14 protein-coding genes are annotated in these 14,285 nt (G+C 67.4%); 4 read left to right on the top strand and 10 right to left on the bottom strand.

The genetic code is table 11. From position 1 onward, the window contains the following. Window positions 1–3: 3 nt before the first annotated feature. From ACNYC2_RS14275 to ACNYC2_RS14260, 4 genes are all read right to left on the bottom strand, one after another. The gene (locus ACNYC2_RS14275) at window positions 4–1,074 is read right to left on the bottom strand and encodes a phage portal protein (RefSeq protein WP_419707659.1); all 1,071 of its coding nucleotides are present in this window, start codon (window positions 1,072–1,074) and stop codon (window positions 4–6) included. A 132-nt stretch (window positions 1,075–1,206) separates the two neighbouring features. Then, window positions 1,207–1,857: a hypothetical protein gene (locus tag ACNYC2_RS14270; protein ID WP_419707658.1), complete on the bottom strand. Its 651-nt coding sequence runs from the start codon at window positions 1,855–1,857 to the stop codon at window positions 1,207–1,209. A 347-nt stretch (window positions 1,858–2,204) separates the two neighbouring features. Then, entirely contained in the window at window positions 2,205–3,347 is a 1,143-nt protein-coding gene (locus tag ACNYC2_RS14265; protein WP_419707657.1) for an AAA family ATPase, read from the bottom strand. 490 nt (window positions 3,348–3,837) lie between these two features. Further along, window positions 3,838–5,292, bottom strand: coding sequence for a recombinase family protein (locus tag ACNYC2_RS14260; protein WP_419707656.1), 1,455 nt, complete (start codon window positions 5,290–5,292; stop codon window positions 3,838–3,840). A gap of 135 nt (window positions 5,293–5,427) precedes the next feature. Between ACNYC2_RS14260 and ACNYC2_RS14255 the strand changes: the two genes are divergently transcribed. Then, entirely contained in the window at window positions 5,428–5,865 is a 438-nt protein-coding gene (locus ACNYC2_RS14255; protein ID WP_419707655.1) for a hypothetical protein, read from the top strand. 60 nt (window positions 5,866–5,925) lie between these two features. Here ACNYC2_RS14255 and ACNYC2_RS14250 read toward each other — a convergent pair whose 3' ends face one another. Further along, on the bottom strand, window positions 5,926–6,693 hold the full coding sequence (locus ACNYC2_RS14250) for an SDR family oxidoreductase (RefSeq protein ID WP_419707654.1): 768 nt from the start codon (window positions 6,691–6,693) through the stop codon (window positions 5,926–5,928). 101 nt (window positions 6,694–6,794) lie between these two features. Here ACNYC2_RS14250 and ACNYC2_RS14245 point away from each other — a divergent pair, with 101 nt between their 5' ends. Then, on the top strand, window positions 6,795–7,628 hold the full coding sequence (locus tag ACNYC2_RS14245) for a helix-turn-helix transcriptional regulator (protein ID WP_419707653.1): 834 nt from the start codon (window positions 6,795–6,797) through the stop codon (window positions 7,626–7,628). 7 nt (window positions 7,629–7,635) lie between these two features. On the opposite strand, the gene ACNYC2_RS14240 is transcribed toward ACNYC2_RS14245, so the two are convergent. After that, entirely contained in the window at window positions 7,636–8,499 is an 864-nt protein-coding gene (locus ACNYC2_RS14240) for a haloalkane dehalogenase (protein ID WP_419707652.1), read from the bottom strand. Next, window positions 8,492–8,977: a MarR family winged helix-turn-helix transcriptional regulator gene (locus ACNYC2_RS14235; protein WP_419707651.1), complete on the bottom strand. Its 486-nt coding sequence runs from the start codon at window positions 8,975–8,977 to the stop codon at window positions 8,492–8,494. The genes ACNYC2_RS14240 and ACNYC2_RS14235 overlap by 8 nt, the downstream gene beginning before the upstream one ends. Window positions 8,978–9,021: 44 nt before the next feature. On the opposite strand from ACNYC2_RS14235, the gene ACNYC2_RS14230 reads away from it, so the two are divergent. Then, entirely contained in the window at window positions 9,022–9,459 is a 438-nt protein-coding gene (locus tag ACNYC2_RS14230) for a YchJ family protein (protein ID WP_419707650.1), read from the top strand. A gap of 253 nt (window positions 9,460–9,712) precedes the next feature. Here ACNYC2_RS14230 and ACNYC2_RS14225 read toward each other — a convergent pair whose 3' ends face one another. Both ACNYC2_RS14225 and ACNYC2_RS14220 read right to left on the bottom strand, forming a co-directional pair. After that, window positions 9,713–10,324, bottom strand: coding sequence for a DNA-binding response regulator (locus ACNYC2_RS14225; RefSeq protein ID WP_419707649.1), 612 nt, complete (start codon window positions 10,322–10,324; stop codon window positions 9,713–9,715). Then, the gene (locus tag ACNYC2_RS14220; protein ID WP_419707648.1) at window positions 10,321–11,526 is read right to left on the bottom strand and encodes a sensor histidine kinase; all 1,206 of its coding nucleotides are present in this window, start codon (window positions 11,524–11,526) and stop codon (window positions 10,321–10,323) included. The genes ACNYC2_RS14225 and ACNYC2_RS14220 overlap by 4 nt, the downstream gene beginning before the upstream one ends. A 187-nt stretch (window positions 11,527–11,713) precedes the next feature. On the opposite strand from ACNYC2_RS14220, the gene ACNYC2_RS14215 reads away from it, so the two are divergent. After that, window positions 11,714–12,622, top strand: coding sequence for a hypothetical protein (locus ACNYC2_RS14215; protein ID WP_419707647.1), 909 nt, complete (start codon window positions 11,714–11,716; stop codon window positions 12,620–12,622). Between the two features lie 116 nt (window positions 12,623–12,738). Here the strand turns inward: ACNYC2_RS14215 and ACNYC2_RS14210 are convergent, their stop codons facing one another. After that, complete coding sequence (locus ACNYC2_RS14210) at window positions 12,739–14,241, bottom strand: RICIN domain-containing protein (protein ID WP_419707646.1); 1,503 nt, start codon at window positions 14,239–14,241, stop codon at window positions 12,739–12,741. Window positions 14,242–14,285: the final 44 nt, after the last annotated feature.

The raw sequence follows: 14,285 nt of genomic DNA, 5'->3' as shown, positions 1-14,285 counted from the left end.
GAATCAATCCTCGGTAGGGGCGCTCACGCCGTCGTCGGGAACCTCGGAAAGATCCGAGAAATCAAAGGCAATCCGTGTACCGGATGCGGTGATGTCGTCCAGAGAAAGGCGCGAGTTGAAGGTGTTTGCCCAGAGCTGGAGTCCGTAGTCCTTGAGTTCTGAACGCTTACCTTCGGACGTCGAATACGTCAGTGACGCGGTAGACGTCGAACCCTCAAGAAGCGACGCGGGTACCTGCATCAAATTCGCGATGTCGAGACGGGAACCGTTACGGGCTGCCGTGAGGAAGTCGTTTGTTCCCTCAGCACCTAGCGGCTTTGCCTCTACGTTGTGCGGCGTCGTCGCGACCGAACCGTCAGGGTCTCTCAGTGCCGCGTTCCATTCGCGGCGCATGAGCGCCTTTTCGTCGCTGGTGAGTTCGACGTCATCCGTAATGTGGAGGTCGAGAAGGGGAACCGGAGACTTGGCCCGTGCCGCAACGGAACGTTGGATGTCCCGGGCCGCTCTCAAGGCCGGGGCGCCGATAGTGCAGACGCCCTCCTGGAATCCTTGGAAATGGATAACGGACTTTGGGTCGGTAACCGGCTGCCACTTGCCCTCAGCAACGTTGACCTCAATGGTGCCGTCAACAGCTACACGCCACTTCTCAAACGGCATCCGCACTGCATCCGTGATTGCGCCGGAGCTGTTGCGCGCGACAACCCACAGGGATTCACCGTGGAAAATAAGGTCGTCCATGGTCGCGACAATGCGTGCCTGAGGGCTCACGGAAGTGTCAGTGCGGTTCAGCCATCCGGGCTGTCTGGCAAGCCGCTCAGAGCCCTTGTACGCAATGAGAGGCTGCGACGCAATGATCATGAGGATGCCGCGTGCTCGGATGAGCGACGGAATCGTCATTGCCTCAGCTCGGCTGATAGGCGCGTCGTAGTCAACGTCGGTTTGGTAACCGAAGATGTCCCCGACGATTGCCTGACTCAGCGAGTCAGTAGGACTGAACGGGGAGACGTATCCGGTGTTGGCTGCGTTCGGAGCGGTGGCGAATTCGGCGAGTGCCTTGAAGTTGAACAAGCCCATGACGCCACCTTTCAGTTTGGTACCGGTACCCCGTATGGGTATTGAGCGAAGACAAAAGAGAGCCCCCGCCCGGACGGCTGCGCTACGTTCGCGCCATCCTTGGACGGGGACTATTGGAAGGGTATTGCTCCCCTACTTACTAAGGGGTACAGCGGGGAGCAATTCAATATCGATAGGCTCTCGAACAATTCGTTCCCGCGAGCCGTTCTTTCTTGGCGGCTGAGGGTCCGTCTCGTCCCGCTCTTTGGCGTCTGCCATGTAGTCGGCGCATCGCCGGATCACATCGGCGGGGGAGTCGCCGTCGGCTGTGTGGGTGGCTATGTAGATCCACCCGTCAGACCAGAACTCGGAAGCCGGGATGTTCTCCCCGGACTGGCTCCGGACCGTGGCGACCGTGCCCCACAACTTGATGTTCTTCCGTCGGCGCACGATGCCCTCAGCACGCCTTGCAGAGCGCTGTAGGAGATCCATGAGCAGATCTGCCGGAATGTCCCGTACGGGCGGCAGAGGGGCGGCTACGTGCTCACGTCGGCCCTTCTCGACCGTCTTGCCCATCCACTTGTACATGGCGTTCGAGATCCGCCGCCGGACTTCCTGTGGCTCCAGTAGCCGGAGCTCCGGGAGGCGAGTCTCCACCCAGCTACAGCAGAAGTCCCGGGGGAGTACGTAGTCCTCGGTGACAATCCCGGCCAGTGGCTCTACCTCGGTGAGCCAGTAGTCCCGCTCCTCCGCCGCTGCACCGATGTCCCATGCCATCTCGGCGATGGCCTGTACCTCGATCACAGACCCGCCGCTTCTAGTGCTGTCCTAATCTCCGGCGTGACCTTGACCCATGACTCGCCGTCTATGTACAACGTGTCGACTGCCTCCGGGATGATCCGCTCTCCTGTGGAGGGCACCGTTCGCGAACGGTTCTGGTCATCCATCCAATCCATTTGCTCTGTAGTCATCTGCTCTTCCTTCTAACTTCCTTAGCTCCCACGCCGCTGTGGCGTGGGTTTGGTCTGCTCTTAGTCCTACAGATTGCCTTGTTGCCTTGCTGCGCATATAGACATATGCGCAAGGCAACAAGCAAATCTAGGCCGCTGCACCCTTGCATGTTGCTTGCGTGCAAGGCGTGCAACAAGCACTCACATATTCGCCTTGACGGTGTCGATCCACTGGTTCTGACGTGGATTGTCAGTCACGTTGGTGTTCTCCACCATTCCCGCAGCAGCAAGTTCGTCTAGAAACCTCTGTACCTTGTTGCGGTTCCAGTCCGCCCCGAGGTGCTTGGCAATGCCGGACGCCGAATCCTTGCCGTCCTTGACGGCCTGTAGGACACGCTCCCTCAGCACGCGGTCTACTGATTCCTTCTCGTCTTCTCGACCGGACTTTGTCTGTGAGTCATCCCGGTAGGCATACGCGCCGGAACCAGAGCCGTGGGGGATGGGCAGCCGGGCAATGTTGTAGCCGAGTGGTTCCGGCTGTATCTCGCCCTTGACCTTCTCGAACGAAATCTCGCCGCAACCCTTACCGGTCATCTTGAGAGCGATCATTAGGTCTAGTGCGCTGCCCTGTGAAGAGGCGCCACGTCCACGCGACTTGTCGTGTCCTGTGTGGTGAACCAGTAGGACAAGGCACTCGAGCGTTTCGGCCCATGACTTTAGGAACGAATAAACCTGGACCATTTCTATGTTCGAGTTCTCGTCCACCGTGTACATGGTGTTGAGCTGTGGATCGATAACCACGATTGTCGGGTCGATTCCCTCGAACGCCATTTCGGTTCGTAGCCGCTGCATCGAATCCTCGAACGGGATTGCGTGTTCTTTGGCGTTCGGCGCTTCGATGCCTAGCCTGTCGCCCTCTGCCGAGTCCAGCACGTGAAGCCCTGACAGGTCCGAATCGGGATGTGCCTCTAGCCATGCCTCTACGGCGTCCCAAAAAACCTGGCCACCTTCCGAGGCGATGTAGACGACGGTCTGTGGTCCGTCGAGATTGAGTGGCAGTCCGAACCATTCCTTGTGTCCTGCGCATACCGCTAGGACGAGAGACAGGGTTACGTACGTCTTGCCGGAGTAGCTAGGTGCGTAGATCTGCCCTAGTCCGTATCGAGGCATGTAGCCCGTGATGAGTGCCGGTACGGGCTTGCGTAGCGGTAGCCAATCCACACCCTTTAGACGCGGCGGGTGAGCCTCGTAGAATTCGTGTCTAGCGTGTTCCTCTGCTACCTCCGCCTTTTCCTCGTCTGTCAGCATGTCCACTAGGTTGATCTCTTTCACTGTGTCTGGCACGTTCACTGGGATACCTGCTTCCTCATTACGAATGCGGCGGTTCTCTTACCGGCGAGTGTCGCGCCGGTTACTACGATCATTAGTAGTGCTGCGGTAATCACGATTCCGCCGCCTTATCTTCTAGCCTTGCTAGAACAACCTGCGCGGTAGCCCACTTGTCGAGAGCTTCCTCTAGTTCCTTCTCCAGCCGGTCTACCTTCTTACTCGCCCACGTTTCCGCGTGACGTGCCCTGCCTAGGTCTGAATCCCAGTAAGCCATTTCCTTGCCTCTTCTCTGTTGATACCTCTAGTGTGGCATAACCTTCAAAGAATTAGCCTCTTTAATTGTGAATGTATTTAGCATATCGCTTTTAGCATTCCGTATACCCCTTCCGACCTGCCTCTTTTTACAGTTGAACGTCTCAGCGGGAGCATGAAAAGAGCCTCAACCCTTGGTAGGGTTGAGGCTCCGGGTTAGGCCCGTCGTCCAGATGGCGGCGGGCCGTCCCGTTTACTGCGTCCGTTCGACCAACTCGACGACGTCTTCCACGGCGGGCATGTGCCACCTGTTGCCGTGCGACGGAAGCAACGTGATGCTCTCCCAGATTGCCGCCAGGATCGCCCGCTTACGAGCCAGCGGCAGGACGTCCCAGCGCTCCCACAGAGCCGCCTTAGCCATAAGACCGGTCCAGCCCGTTCCGCCGAACGTGAGCCCTTCCAACAGGTCACGCATGGCGGGGGTCTGCAACTTCTCCTCGACGTCCGACAGGGCCGCTCTGAGAGGCTGTGTGACGCGCAGATACTCGCTAGGTCCGATAGACGCTCCCGCGCTCTCCCACTCGCCCAGGGCGTCACGTAGACGCTTCCTCTCGGCTACCAGCTCCGCGCGTTCCGGCTGCGTCAGGCCTGCACTAAAGATCACGTGTTCGCCCCGTTCGATCACGGCGAGTGTCCGGTCAACGACGTACTCGTCGATTCCCTCGGTGACTCCGTTCTCGTCGGGGCGGCGAGTGTTCCGGTGCGAGTTGTGCCCGTGGACGCCGCACTGATACTTCGCGTGCCTGCCGTCCGCGTACTTTCCCTTACCGGCTCGAACGGTTGTCTTCCCGTCGTTGCACTCGCCGCATAGGGCAAGCCCGGTCAGAAGGTTGCGTGCCTTACCTCCGCCTGCCGCCTTTGCGTCATTGCCCGAGAGGATGCCTTGCAGCTCCGCGAACGTCTCTTCCGAAATGATCGGCTCAATCCGGGAGAGCGGCATCCGCTCTCCCTTGAACGCGAGAATCCCGGCAATGCGCGGCGAACGGAGAATGACCGAGATTGCGACGCTCGTCCACTTGGGCGCACCTTGCGGATTGGGCACGCCGTTCTCGTCAAAGGCGCGGGCGATGTTCGCTAGCGTCTCGCCGTCGAGAAGTGCCTTTGCCGCCCACGCCACAGACTTGGCGTGCTCGGTCTTCTCGCCCTTGGACGTGTGGCCCAAGGGTGCGCGGCGCCAGAACGGATAGCCCTGCTCCGCTAGCTGTTGGTTCCTAGCTCGCTGGCGTTCCGCCTTGTGTTCGCCCTCGTACTGGTTAACGGCGACAACCTGACGTGCCGCCATTCGACCGGCCGGAGTCGCTAGGTCGAACTGTCCCGAGAACACAGACCGAACGTCCATGTTTTCGTTGGTCGAGATGACTACCTCTAGCTCGGCAGACATGCGAATGAACCGGTCCATGTGCCATGTGATTGCACGTGCGGGCTTTGTTGCGAGTAGCCGCAGGAACTCCGGCCGGTCCTTGCCCTTAGTGGCACTGATCCCGAGATCTTTGAAGGTCTCGCCAACGCGCCAACCGAGACCGTCCGCGAGACGGCGACAGTCCTTCTCCTGCCGGTCGAGAGCGTCCGAGATCGTCTCGCCCTCCTTGAGGTCAGACTGAGATATACGCAGGTAGAGCGGCACCGTAGGCCGCTGTTCGATGTCCATACGGGCAACCTACGCGCTAGGTCCCTCTAGCGGAACCACTGGCACCAGGGCTACTGGGGCGAGGAGAGGACCCTCGCGGTCCTGGACCGGTTCTCCCGGTACAACATCCCGATCCACTTCACGGAGACGACGCTCATGTCGGGCGACGTGATGCCCGCGCACATCGAGGACCTCAACGACTGGCAGGTCGAGTCGTGGCCGTCGACGCCGGAGGGCGAGGCGCGCCAGGCCGACGAGGTGGAGCGGCACTACCGGACGCTCCTGTCGCACCCGGGCGTCGAGGCGATGACGTACTGGGGTCTGTCCGACCGGGGCATGTGGCTGAACGCCCCGGGCGGGCTGCTCCGGGCGGACGGTTCGCGCAAGCCCGCGTTCGACCGGCTGCGGGAGCTCGTCAAGGGCGAGTGGTGGCTCTCGCCCGCCACGCTGCGCACCGACGCCGAGGGCCGCGTGCGGTTCGGCGGCTTCCTCGGTGACTATCGCATCGAGGCGGCCGACGGCGGTGGGGTGGCCGAGGTGACGCTGGACGCGCCGGGGACTGCGGACGTGAGCGCGGTGCTCTCGGGACGGTAGAGGTCTCGACAGGCTCGACCAACGGAACCCGCTGGTCGAGCCTGTCAAGACCCGGTGGGGTCAGCTCGCGGGGGCCGCGATCGGTTCCGACGCGTTCAGGGCGTCAACGACCTGGTCGTAGTCGCCCCGGACCTCGCCGTAGCGGAGGAACTTGACCCGCTCGACCTGGATCTCGTGCGCGTCGGGCTGGGCCGCCAAGAGGCTGATCGTCTCGTCGGCGTACTCGGCCAGCGGCATGGCGTGCGGGTCCTCGTCGTGGCCCGGCATGAGCGTGGTCTGCACGGACGGCGGCACCAGCTCCGTGACGGACACGCTGGTGCCCGCGAACTGCAGGCGGATCGACTCCGACAGCATGTGGATCGCGGCCTTGCTCGCGTTGTACGTCGGGGTGACCCGCAGCGGGGCGTGGGCCAGGCCCGAGGACACGGTGAGGATCGTCGCGTCCGGCCGGGACTGCAGGTGGTTGGTGAACGCGGCGATCAGCCGGATCGGGCCGAGCACGTTGGTGGTCACGACGGCCTCGGCGTCCGCCAGGAAGCCCGGGGTGCGCCAGTTCTCGGCCCGCATGATCCCGGCCATCGGCACCAGCACGTTGACGTCGGGGAACCGCTCGATCACCTCCGCGGAGGCGGTCCGGATGGACTCGGCATCGTCCGTGTCGATGCGGACGACGGCGAGACCGTGGTCGGCGGCGAGGGCGTCCAGCGTCTCGGCGCTGCGCCCGCCGACGATCACGGTGTTGCCCCTGGCCTGGAGCCGCAGGGCGAGGGCGAGGCCGATACCGCGGGTGCCGCCGGGAATGAAGATGGTGTTTCCTTCTGTGTTCATGGCTCCACCGTGCGCCGCCCGGGCCGACGGCGGGAGAGACCCGGTGAACCAGGGACCCGCGATCCCTGGCTCCCGTGCGCGGCGCGGCGCACGATAGGCAGATGAACCGTGCAGCCCTCGCCGACTTCCTCCGCCGACGCCGGGAAGCCCTGCGCCCGTCCGACGTCGGGCTGGTGCCGGGGCCCCGCCGTCGGGCACCGGGACTGCGCCGCGAGGAGGTGGCGGCCCTGACCGGGATGTCCGTGGACTACTACGCGCGGCTGGAGCAGCAGCGCGGGCCGCAGCCCTCCGAGCAGATGCTCGCGGCGCTCTCCCGCGCGCTACGCCTGACCGTCGAGGAGCGGGACTACATGTTCCGCCTCGCCGGCCACGGGGTGCCGCGGCGCGTGCCGCTCGAGTCCCACGTGGCGCCCGCCCTGCTGCGTGTGCTGGACCGGCTCGAGGACACCCCGGCGGTCATCCTGTCGGGGCTGGGGGAGCCGCTGGTGCAGAACCGGCTCGCCGAGGCGATCTTCGGCACGCCGCCGGAGACAGGCCTGGCCCGCAGCTCCGTCTACCGCTGGTTCATGGAGCCCGACTCCAGGAACGTGTACCCGCCCGAGGACCACGAGCGGCAGGGCCGCAGCCAGGTCGCCTCGCTGCGGGCCGCCCACGGCGCGGCCAGGCCGGGCTCGCCCGCCGACGAGATGCTGCGCGTCCTGCTGCGGGAGAGCCCGGAGTTCGTCCGGATGTGGGAGCTGCACGAGGTGTCGCGGCGCTTCGAGGAGCACAAGACGCTGGTGCACCCCGAGCTCGGCCGCATCGACGTCGCCTGCCAGGCGCTGTTCACCGAGGACCAGTCACAGGCGCTCCTGGTGCTGACGCCCGAGCCGGGCAGCGAGGCCGAGGAAAAGATCCGCCTGCTGGCGGTGCTGGGGCACGAGACGTTCGCGTAGCCGCGGATCAGCCCAGCGCGTGCCGGTCCAGCCAGGCCCCGACCGCCCGGCCGATCTCGGCGGGCCGGTCCTCGGTCGCATGGTGGCCAGCCGGCCCGAGCGGTTCGATCTCGATCGCGGCCAGGTGCTCGCGCGCCCAGGCGACCGCGCGGTCGTCGATCAGCAGGGTGGGCGAGCCCTCGAACGTGAGCAGCAGCTTCGGCACGTCCGACGACGCCGCCAGCCAGGATCCCGCCCGCTCGAGCCGCTCGACCAGCTCGGCGGGCGGCTCGGCGAGCTGGCGTGCCCAGGCGAGCAGCGGGCGACGGCTCTCCCGGGAGGGGTAGGGCGCCAGGTACGGAGCGAGATCCTCCTCGGCCACCGGGTTCAGCACGCCGCGGGTGTACGCCTGCCGGATCGCGGTGTCGTGGTCCAGGAACAGGACCTCGCCCTCCGGAGAGGCGATCAGCTCGCTCCGGGCGCGCGCCTGAGGAGACAGGTGCTCGCGTCGCACCGGCCGGAGCACGGCCTCGAACAGGGCAGTGCCCCGCACCCGGCCGGGGAACCGGGCCGCTCGGTCGATCGCCAGGGCGCCGCCCCAGTCGTGCCCCACGAGGACAGCCGGCTCGTCCCCGAGCACCGCGTCGAACCAGGCGTCGAGATAGCGGGCATGGTCGGCGAGCGTGTACGCGAGGTCCGGCTTGCCGGACCCGCCCATCCCGATCAGGTCGGGCGCCAGCAGGCGTCCCCGTCCGACGGCGGGCAGCACGTCGCGCCAGGTGTGCGACGAGGACGGGTTGCCGTGCAGGAACACGACCGGCGTCGCGCCAGGAGCTCCGTCCCTGGTCGCCTCGAAGTGCATGGTCGAGTCGAGAACTGTCACATCAGGCATCGGTGGCTCCAGGATCGAGGGGTGCGTCGAGCAGCTCGGTGAGGGTGGCGGCGAACTCGGCGGTGCGCTCGCTGCCGCGCCCGCCGAGAGGAGCGAGCAGCTGGTCCAGGAGGGTCTGTACCGTGCGCATCGCCGGGCGGACGACGGCCAGGCCCGCGTCGGTGATCTCCAGCCGGACGACGCGCGTATCGCGTTCGTCCCGGGTGCGGACGACCAGCCCGTCGGACTCCAGCGAGCGGATCAGCCGCGAGACGTACATCGGTTCCATGCCTGACGCGTCGGCGAGGGCGCGCTGGCTGGGGGCGGGTGCGTCGTCGGCCGAGCCGGCGCCGGCGCGTAGCGAGTAGAGCGTGGTGAGCGCCACGTAGGTGGCGTGCGTGAGGTCGTGCACGCCTACGGCGCGGTCGACGGCGGTGCGCCACCGGTTGGCGAGACGCCAGACGAGGGCACCGGCCATGGCGCCGGGGGGAGTCTGCATGCCGGTTAACATACATGGCGATAATAGCTATGACAACTATCTGAATGCCCCTCTCCTCCGGTGGATGGGAGGATCACCTGGTGCACGACGACGAACGCTGCCCCTGCCTCTCCGGCGACACCTACGGCGCCTGCTGCGGGCGCTACCACTCCGGCGCCGCCACCGCCCCGACCGCCGAGGCCCTGATGCGCTCGCGGTACTCGGCGTTCGCGGTCGGGGACGAGGCCTACCTGCTGGCCACCTGGGCGCCCCGGAACCGGCCGGACACCGCCGGGCTGGGCGACGAGCAGTGGCGCCGCCTGGACGTCCACCGCACCGAACGCGGCGGCCCGTTCGACACCACCGGTGTCGTCGAGTTCACCGCCTTCTACCGCTACCCGGCCACCGGCGCTCGCGGCAGCCTGCACGAGACCAGCCGCTTCGTCCGCGAGGGCGGCCGCTGGTACTACGTCGACGGCGACCGCGAGGCGAACGACCGCTAGGCGAACGACCGCCAGGCCGGGTCGAGCCAGGTCCCAGGCCAAGGTAGTAGCGGGGAGCGGGTGCCAGGTCTGCCGAATTGCGTTCAGCCTGGCCCTGCCTAGTTCGGCCAGGCTGAATTGTTCAGCAGAGCCCGCAAACCCGTGGCGCAGCCGAACGCAGTTCAGCCCACCTGGCACCTGTCAAAACAGCACACCTTGCCCGACGGCGGCGGCCGGCTGATGGCGAGCCGCCCGCCCCCGGTCGCCGCGAGCCCTAGATCCAGCCCTCTTCCCAGGCGCGGTGCGCCGCGGCGTGGCGGGTGGCGACCCCGAGCTTGGCCATCGCCGACGACAGGTAGTTGCGTACCGTCCCGGGCGCGAGGTGTACGGCTGCCGCGATCTCGGAGACCTGGGCGCCCGTGCGTGCCTCGCGCAGCACCTCCAGCTCGCGGTCCGTCAGCGGGCACTCGTTCTCCGTGAGCGCCGACGCGGCGATCTCCGGATCGACGTAGCGGCGTCCGACGGCGACGTCGCGCACGATCTGCGCCAGCCGCGCCGCCGGCGTCGACTTCGGTACGAACCCGCTCACGCCCGCGGCGAGGGCCCGGCGCAGGACCGCGGGCCGGGCGTGCCGTGTCACGATGATGACGCGGGGCGGCGTGCCCTCGGCCCGGGCCAGGATCTGCGCGGCCGCGTGCAGCCCGTCGGTGGGCGGCATCTCGAGGTCGAGCACGGCGACGTCGGGGCGGTGCTGCTCGGCGAGCCGCACGGCGTGCGTGGTGGTGGCGGCCTGAGCCACTACCTGGAGGTCGTCCTCGAGGTCGAGGAGGGAGCAGAGGGCTCCGCGCAGCAGCTCCTCGTCGTCGGCCAGCAGCAGGCGGATCATCCGGTCACCGTAGCCGTGACCACGAACCGGTCGCCCTCGCAGGTCCACGAGAGGTGCCCGCCGACGGCGTCGAGCCGTTCCGCGAGGGACACCAGGCCCGTGCCGTCACCGCCTCCAGCGGAGTCGCTGCCGAGCTTGGCCGGCCCGCTGCCGAGCTCGGCCGGCCGGACGCCGTCGTTGTCGATGACGAGGCGGGCGCCTGCGCCGTCGGGCACCAGGACCATCGCCGCGCGCGTGGCCCGGCTGTGCCGCAGCAGGTTGGTGGTGGCCTCGCGCACGACCAGGCCGAGGAGGCTGCGGGGCCCTTCCGGAAGGCTCGCGGCGAGGTCGGCGTCGACGTCGGCCAGGACCTCCACGCCGGCGGCCGCGAGGACCTTGGACGCGTTGGCGATCTCGGCGTCGAGGGTGGTGCGCCGGTAGCCCTGGACCAGGGAGCGGGTCTCGCGCAGGGCGTCCCCGGCGAGCTGCTGGACCTCGCGCATCGTAGCGGCGGCCCGGGCGGGGTCCGCCTCCGCGAGCCGCGCCGCGAGCTCGCTCTTGAGGGCGATCACCTGGAGGTGGTGCCCCTGGATGTCGTGCAGGTCGGCGGCGAACCGGAGGCGCTCGTCGGCCACGGCGAGCTGGCCGGCGAGCCGCCGGGCGTCGTCGAGGCGGGCGGCGACCTGCCAGGCGTGGAGCATGCCGACCATGGCGGGGCCGAATGCCAGGACCATCAGGGCGGGCATCCACGCGGCGTGCGCGACGTTGGGCTCGCCCATGGCCAGGGCCGCGATCAGTCCGATGGCCGGCAGCACGAGCAGGGCGGTGCCCAGCGTGAACCACGCCCGGCGGGCGGGCAGGAACGTGACCAGCACCGAGATCGTGGCGGCGGGCGCGATCGGCCAGATGCCGAACTCGCCCAGGGCGAGCGGTATCGCGGCGGCGACCGCCGTCGAGCCGCCCGCGGTCACGAGCCAGACGGCCGACGTCGTCTCGTCCCGGATCCGCCGCGCCAGGAGGACACCGCACGACACGATCGTCGTCACCGTCGCCAGACCCGTGAGGGCGCGCAGACCCGCCTCGACGTCCGGGTCGAGCACCCAGTCGCCGACCGAGAAGCCCAGCACGCACGCCACCGTCCCCGCGAGGACCCACCACGTGTTGCGGCGGAAGCTCGCGAGGCCGCTGCCGTCGTCGTCCACGACGGTCGGGGTGCTGCTCATGGCGCCATCCTGCCAGCGCCGACGCCGCGGCGGGGCGGGCTGCCGGGCCCTGATGACATCTGTCATACGAGGTAGTGACATGTGCCCGTGCCCGGGTGCGGTCCGGCACTACTGGCAGCGGTCGCCGTCGGACAGCGTGGATACCGGTGCGGCGAGGGACGCCGTCCGCAGCGAAGGAGACGGAGACATGGCGGAGACGACGGCGGAGACGACGATCCACCCGACGAACCACGGGGGAGCGCACACGGGAACCCACCCGACGACCCACCACCTCGCGCCCACGACACGGTGGCGGAAGGTGCTGCGGTTCCACGCGCACCTGGTCGAGATGGTCGTCGTGATGGTGCTCGGGATGATGCTGCTGGCCCCGGCCTGGGACTGGGCGGGTGCGGTCGTGGGGATCGAGGCGCTGCTGGCCCGGCCCGACGTAGGCGCGGTGGTGATGGTCCTCGACATGGTGGCCGCGATGACCGTGTGGATGCGGGTGCGGCGGCACGGCCGGCCCGCGATCTGGGAGATGAACGCGGCGATGGCGGCGCCGTTCGCGGTGCTGCTGGTGCTGTTCTGGGCAGGCGCCATCGGAGCGGGCGACATGATGCTCTGGGGTCACGTGCTGATGGTTCCGGCGATGGCGGGCGCGATGCTGCTGCGGCCGGCCGAGTACACGGAGCACGTCCACGGGTTCGACCTGGTCTGGCTGCGCGACCGGTGGCCGGTGCTCGTCGGGCTGCTGCTCCTCGTCGGCACGCTCGCGGGAGCGGGCGCCGGCTCCGGCGTGCCGACGTGGCTGGTCTTCGCGATGGCCCTGGTGTACCCGGTCGTGGGACTGCTCCGGAACAGCATCCGGGGACGGTCGATGGTGCTGCTGCAGGCCGCCGGGCTCGTGGTGTTCGGGGGGATCAGCCTGCTGGCAGGCGTTCTCGTGGGGCAGGACGTCGGCGCATACGTGCTCGCGGCCGGCCTCGTGGGGCACGGCGTCTGGGACGCGTTCCACCACCGGGCGAACGCGGTCGTGTGGCGCTGGTACGCCGAGACCTGCGTGGTCTACGACGTGCTGCTGGCCGCGGCGGTGCTGGCATCGACGCTGGTCTCCTGACCCGGGCCACAATCGCCGAAGTAGAGATTCGCGAAGTAGAGCGCCTGTCCGGGTCTCCCTGGCGACACCAGGAATCTCGGACAGGCGCTCTACTTCGCGGATCTCTATTTCACCGACTAGAGGGTCCAGTGCTGGTTCGCGCCGCCGTTGCAGGTGTACTGCTTCAGCCGGGTGCTGTTCGCCGTCGACGAGGCGGGCACGTCGAGGCACTTGCCCGAGTGGCGCGCCACGAGCTCGGTGTAGCCGCCGCTCACGCTGCGCAGCTGCCACTGCTGGTTGGTGCCGCTGCCGCAGGTGTACTGGATGATCGCGGCGCCGTCGGTGGTCGCGGCGTTGTTCACGTCCAGGCACTTGCCCGAGTGCTGCGCGACGAGGTTGTGGTACCCGTTGCCGAGGTCGCGCAGGGCCCACTGCTGGTTCGACGCCCCTCCGCAGGTGTACTGGGCGACCTCGGCGGCGTCGGCGGTCGACGCGCTCACCACGTCCACGCACTTTCCGGAGGCCTGGTTGACGATGTCGGTGACCGTCGACGTGGTGCCGCCGTTGCCCGCGTTGGGGTCGACGTTGTCGCCCCACGCCCAGCGCAGCCGGTTCGCGCCGGAGACGCTCCGGATCGCGAGCGAGAGGTTGGTGCCGCTGCCGCTCTTGACGTACATCGAGTACCCGTCGTACCCGATGTTGCCGGTCTTGCCGCCGATCCCCGGCCAGTAGGTGCCGCCCATCCCGGTGTCGCGCATGACCTGCGTGACGGCGCGGATGTGGCGCACGAAGTTGTTGGTGCTGCCGGCGTCGCCGTAGTTCAGGCCCTCGTTCATCGCGGCGCCGAACTCCGTGACGACGGTCCGGGAGGCGCAGTTGCCGAGGCGGGTGGTGACGTGGCTGCGCCAGCCGTCGTAGGTGTTGTCGCCGTAGAAGAACGCGTAGTGGTGGAAGGACAGCAGCGTCGCGTTGAAGCGGCTGTCGTTGCAGATGTCCCGCAGGTCCTGGCTGTAGCCGGTGCCGCCGATCAGGACGCGGGCCGGCACCGCCGAGTAGTGGTAGCTGAGCCAGTTCGCGGCGACGTCGCGCCACTCCGCCGAGCTGTAGCCGTGCGGCTCGTTCATGGGCTCGAAGTACACCCGGGTGTTGGAGCCGTACTGGTTGGTCACGGTGGACCACATGGTGTTGAAGGCGGCCATGTCGGTGATCCGCCCGCCGGAGGCGGCGCCGTCCTCCCAGTAGGCCAGGATGACCTTGAACCCCCGGGCGGTCGCGGCGTCGATCGCGCCCCGGTAGTTGTTCCACCAGGCGGTGCCCACCGTGTGCGTGTTGATCGGCAGGCGCACGGTGTTGATGCCGAGGGTCGACTCCATGTCGTCGTAGACGGCGTTGGCCTTGGCCTGCACCGTGGCGTAGCTGTCGGAGCTGCTGAGGCCGTCGAGCACGAGCGGTCCGGTGCTGAAGTTGTCGCCCAGCACCGCCCAGTTCATGCCGCGGAACTGGCTGGTCGCGGCGGTGGCGGGTGCGGCGGTGGACAGCGCGGTGACCGGCAGCAGGACGAGGGCGGCCAGCAGGCTCACCAGGATCCGGAAGGGCCGTCGAGCGGGCGGAGTGGTGCCATGACGATGACGTGCGCTCATGGTGTTGACCTATCTCGTGCTTCGTTGCACGTAGCAGGGCTGCG

The organism is Promicromonospora sp. NFX87 (assembly GCF_048564965.1).
Classification (GTDB): domain Bacteria; phylum Actinomycetota; class Actinomycetes; order Actinomycetales; family Cellulomonadaceae; genus Promicromonospora.
This window is presented reverse-complemented; position numbering and strand designations above follow the sequence as displayed.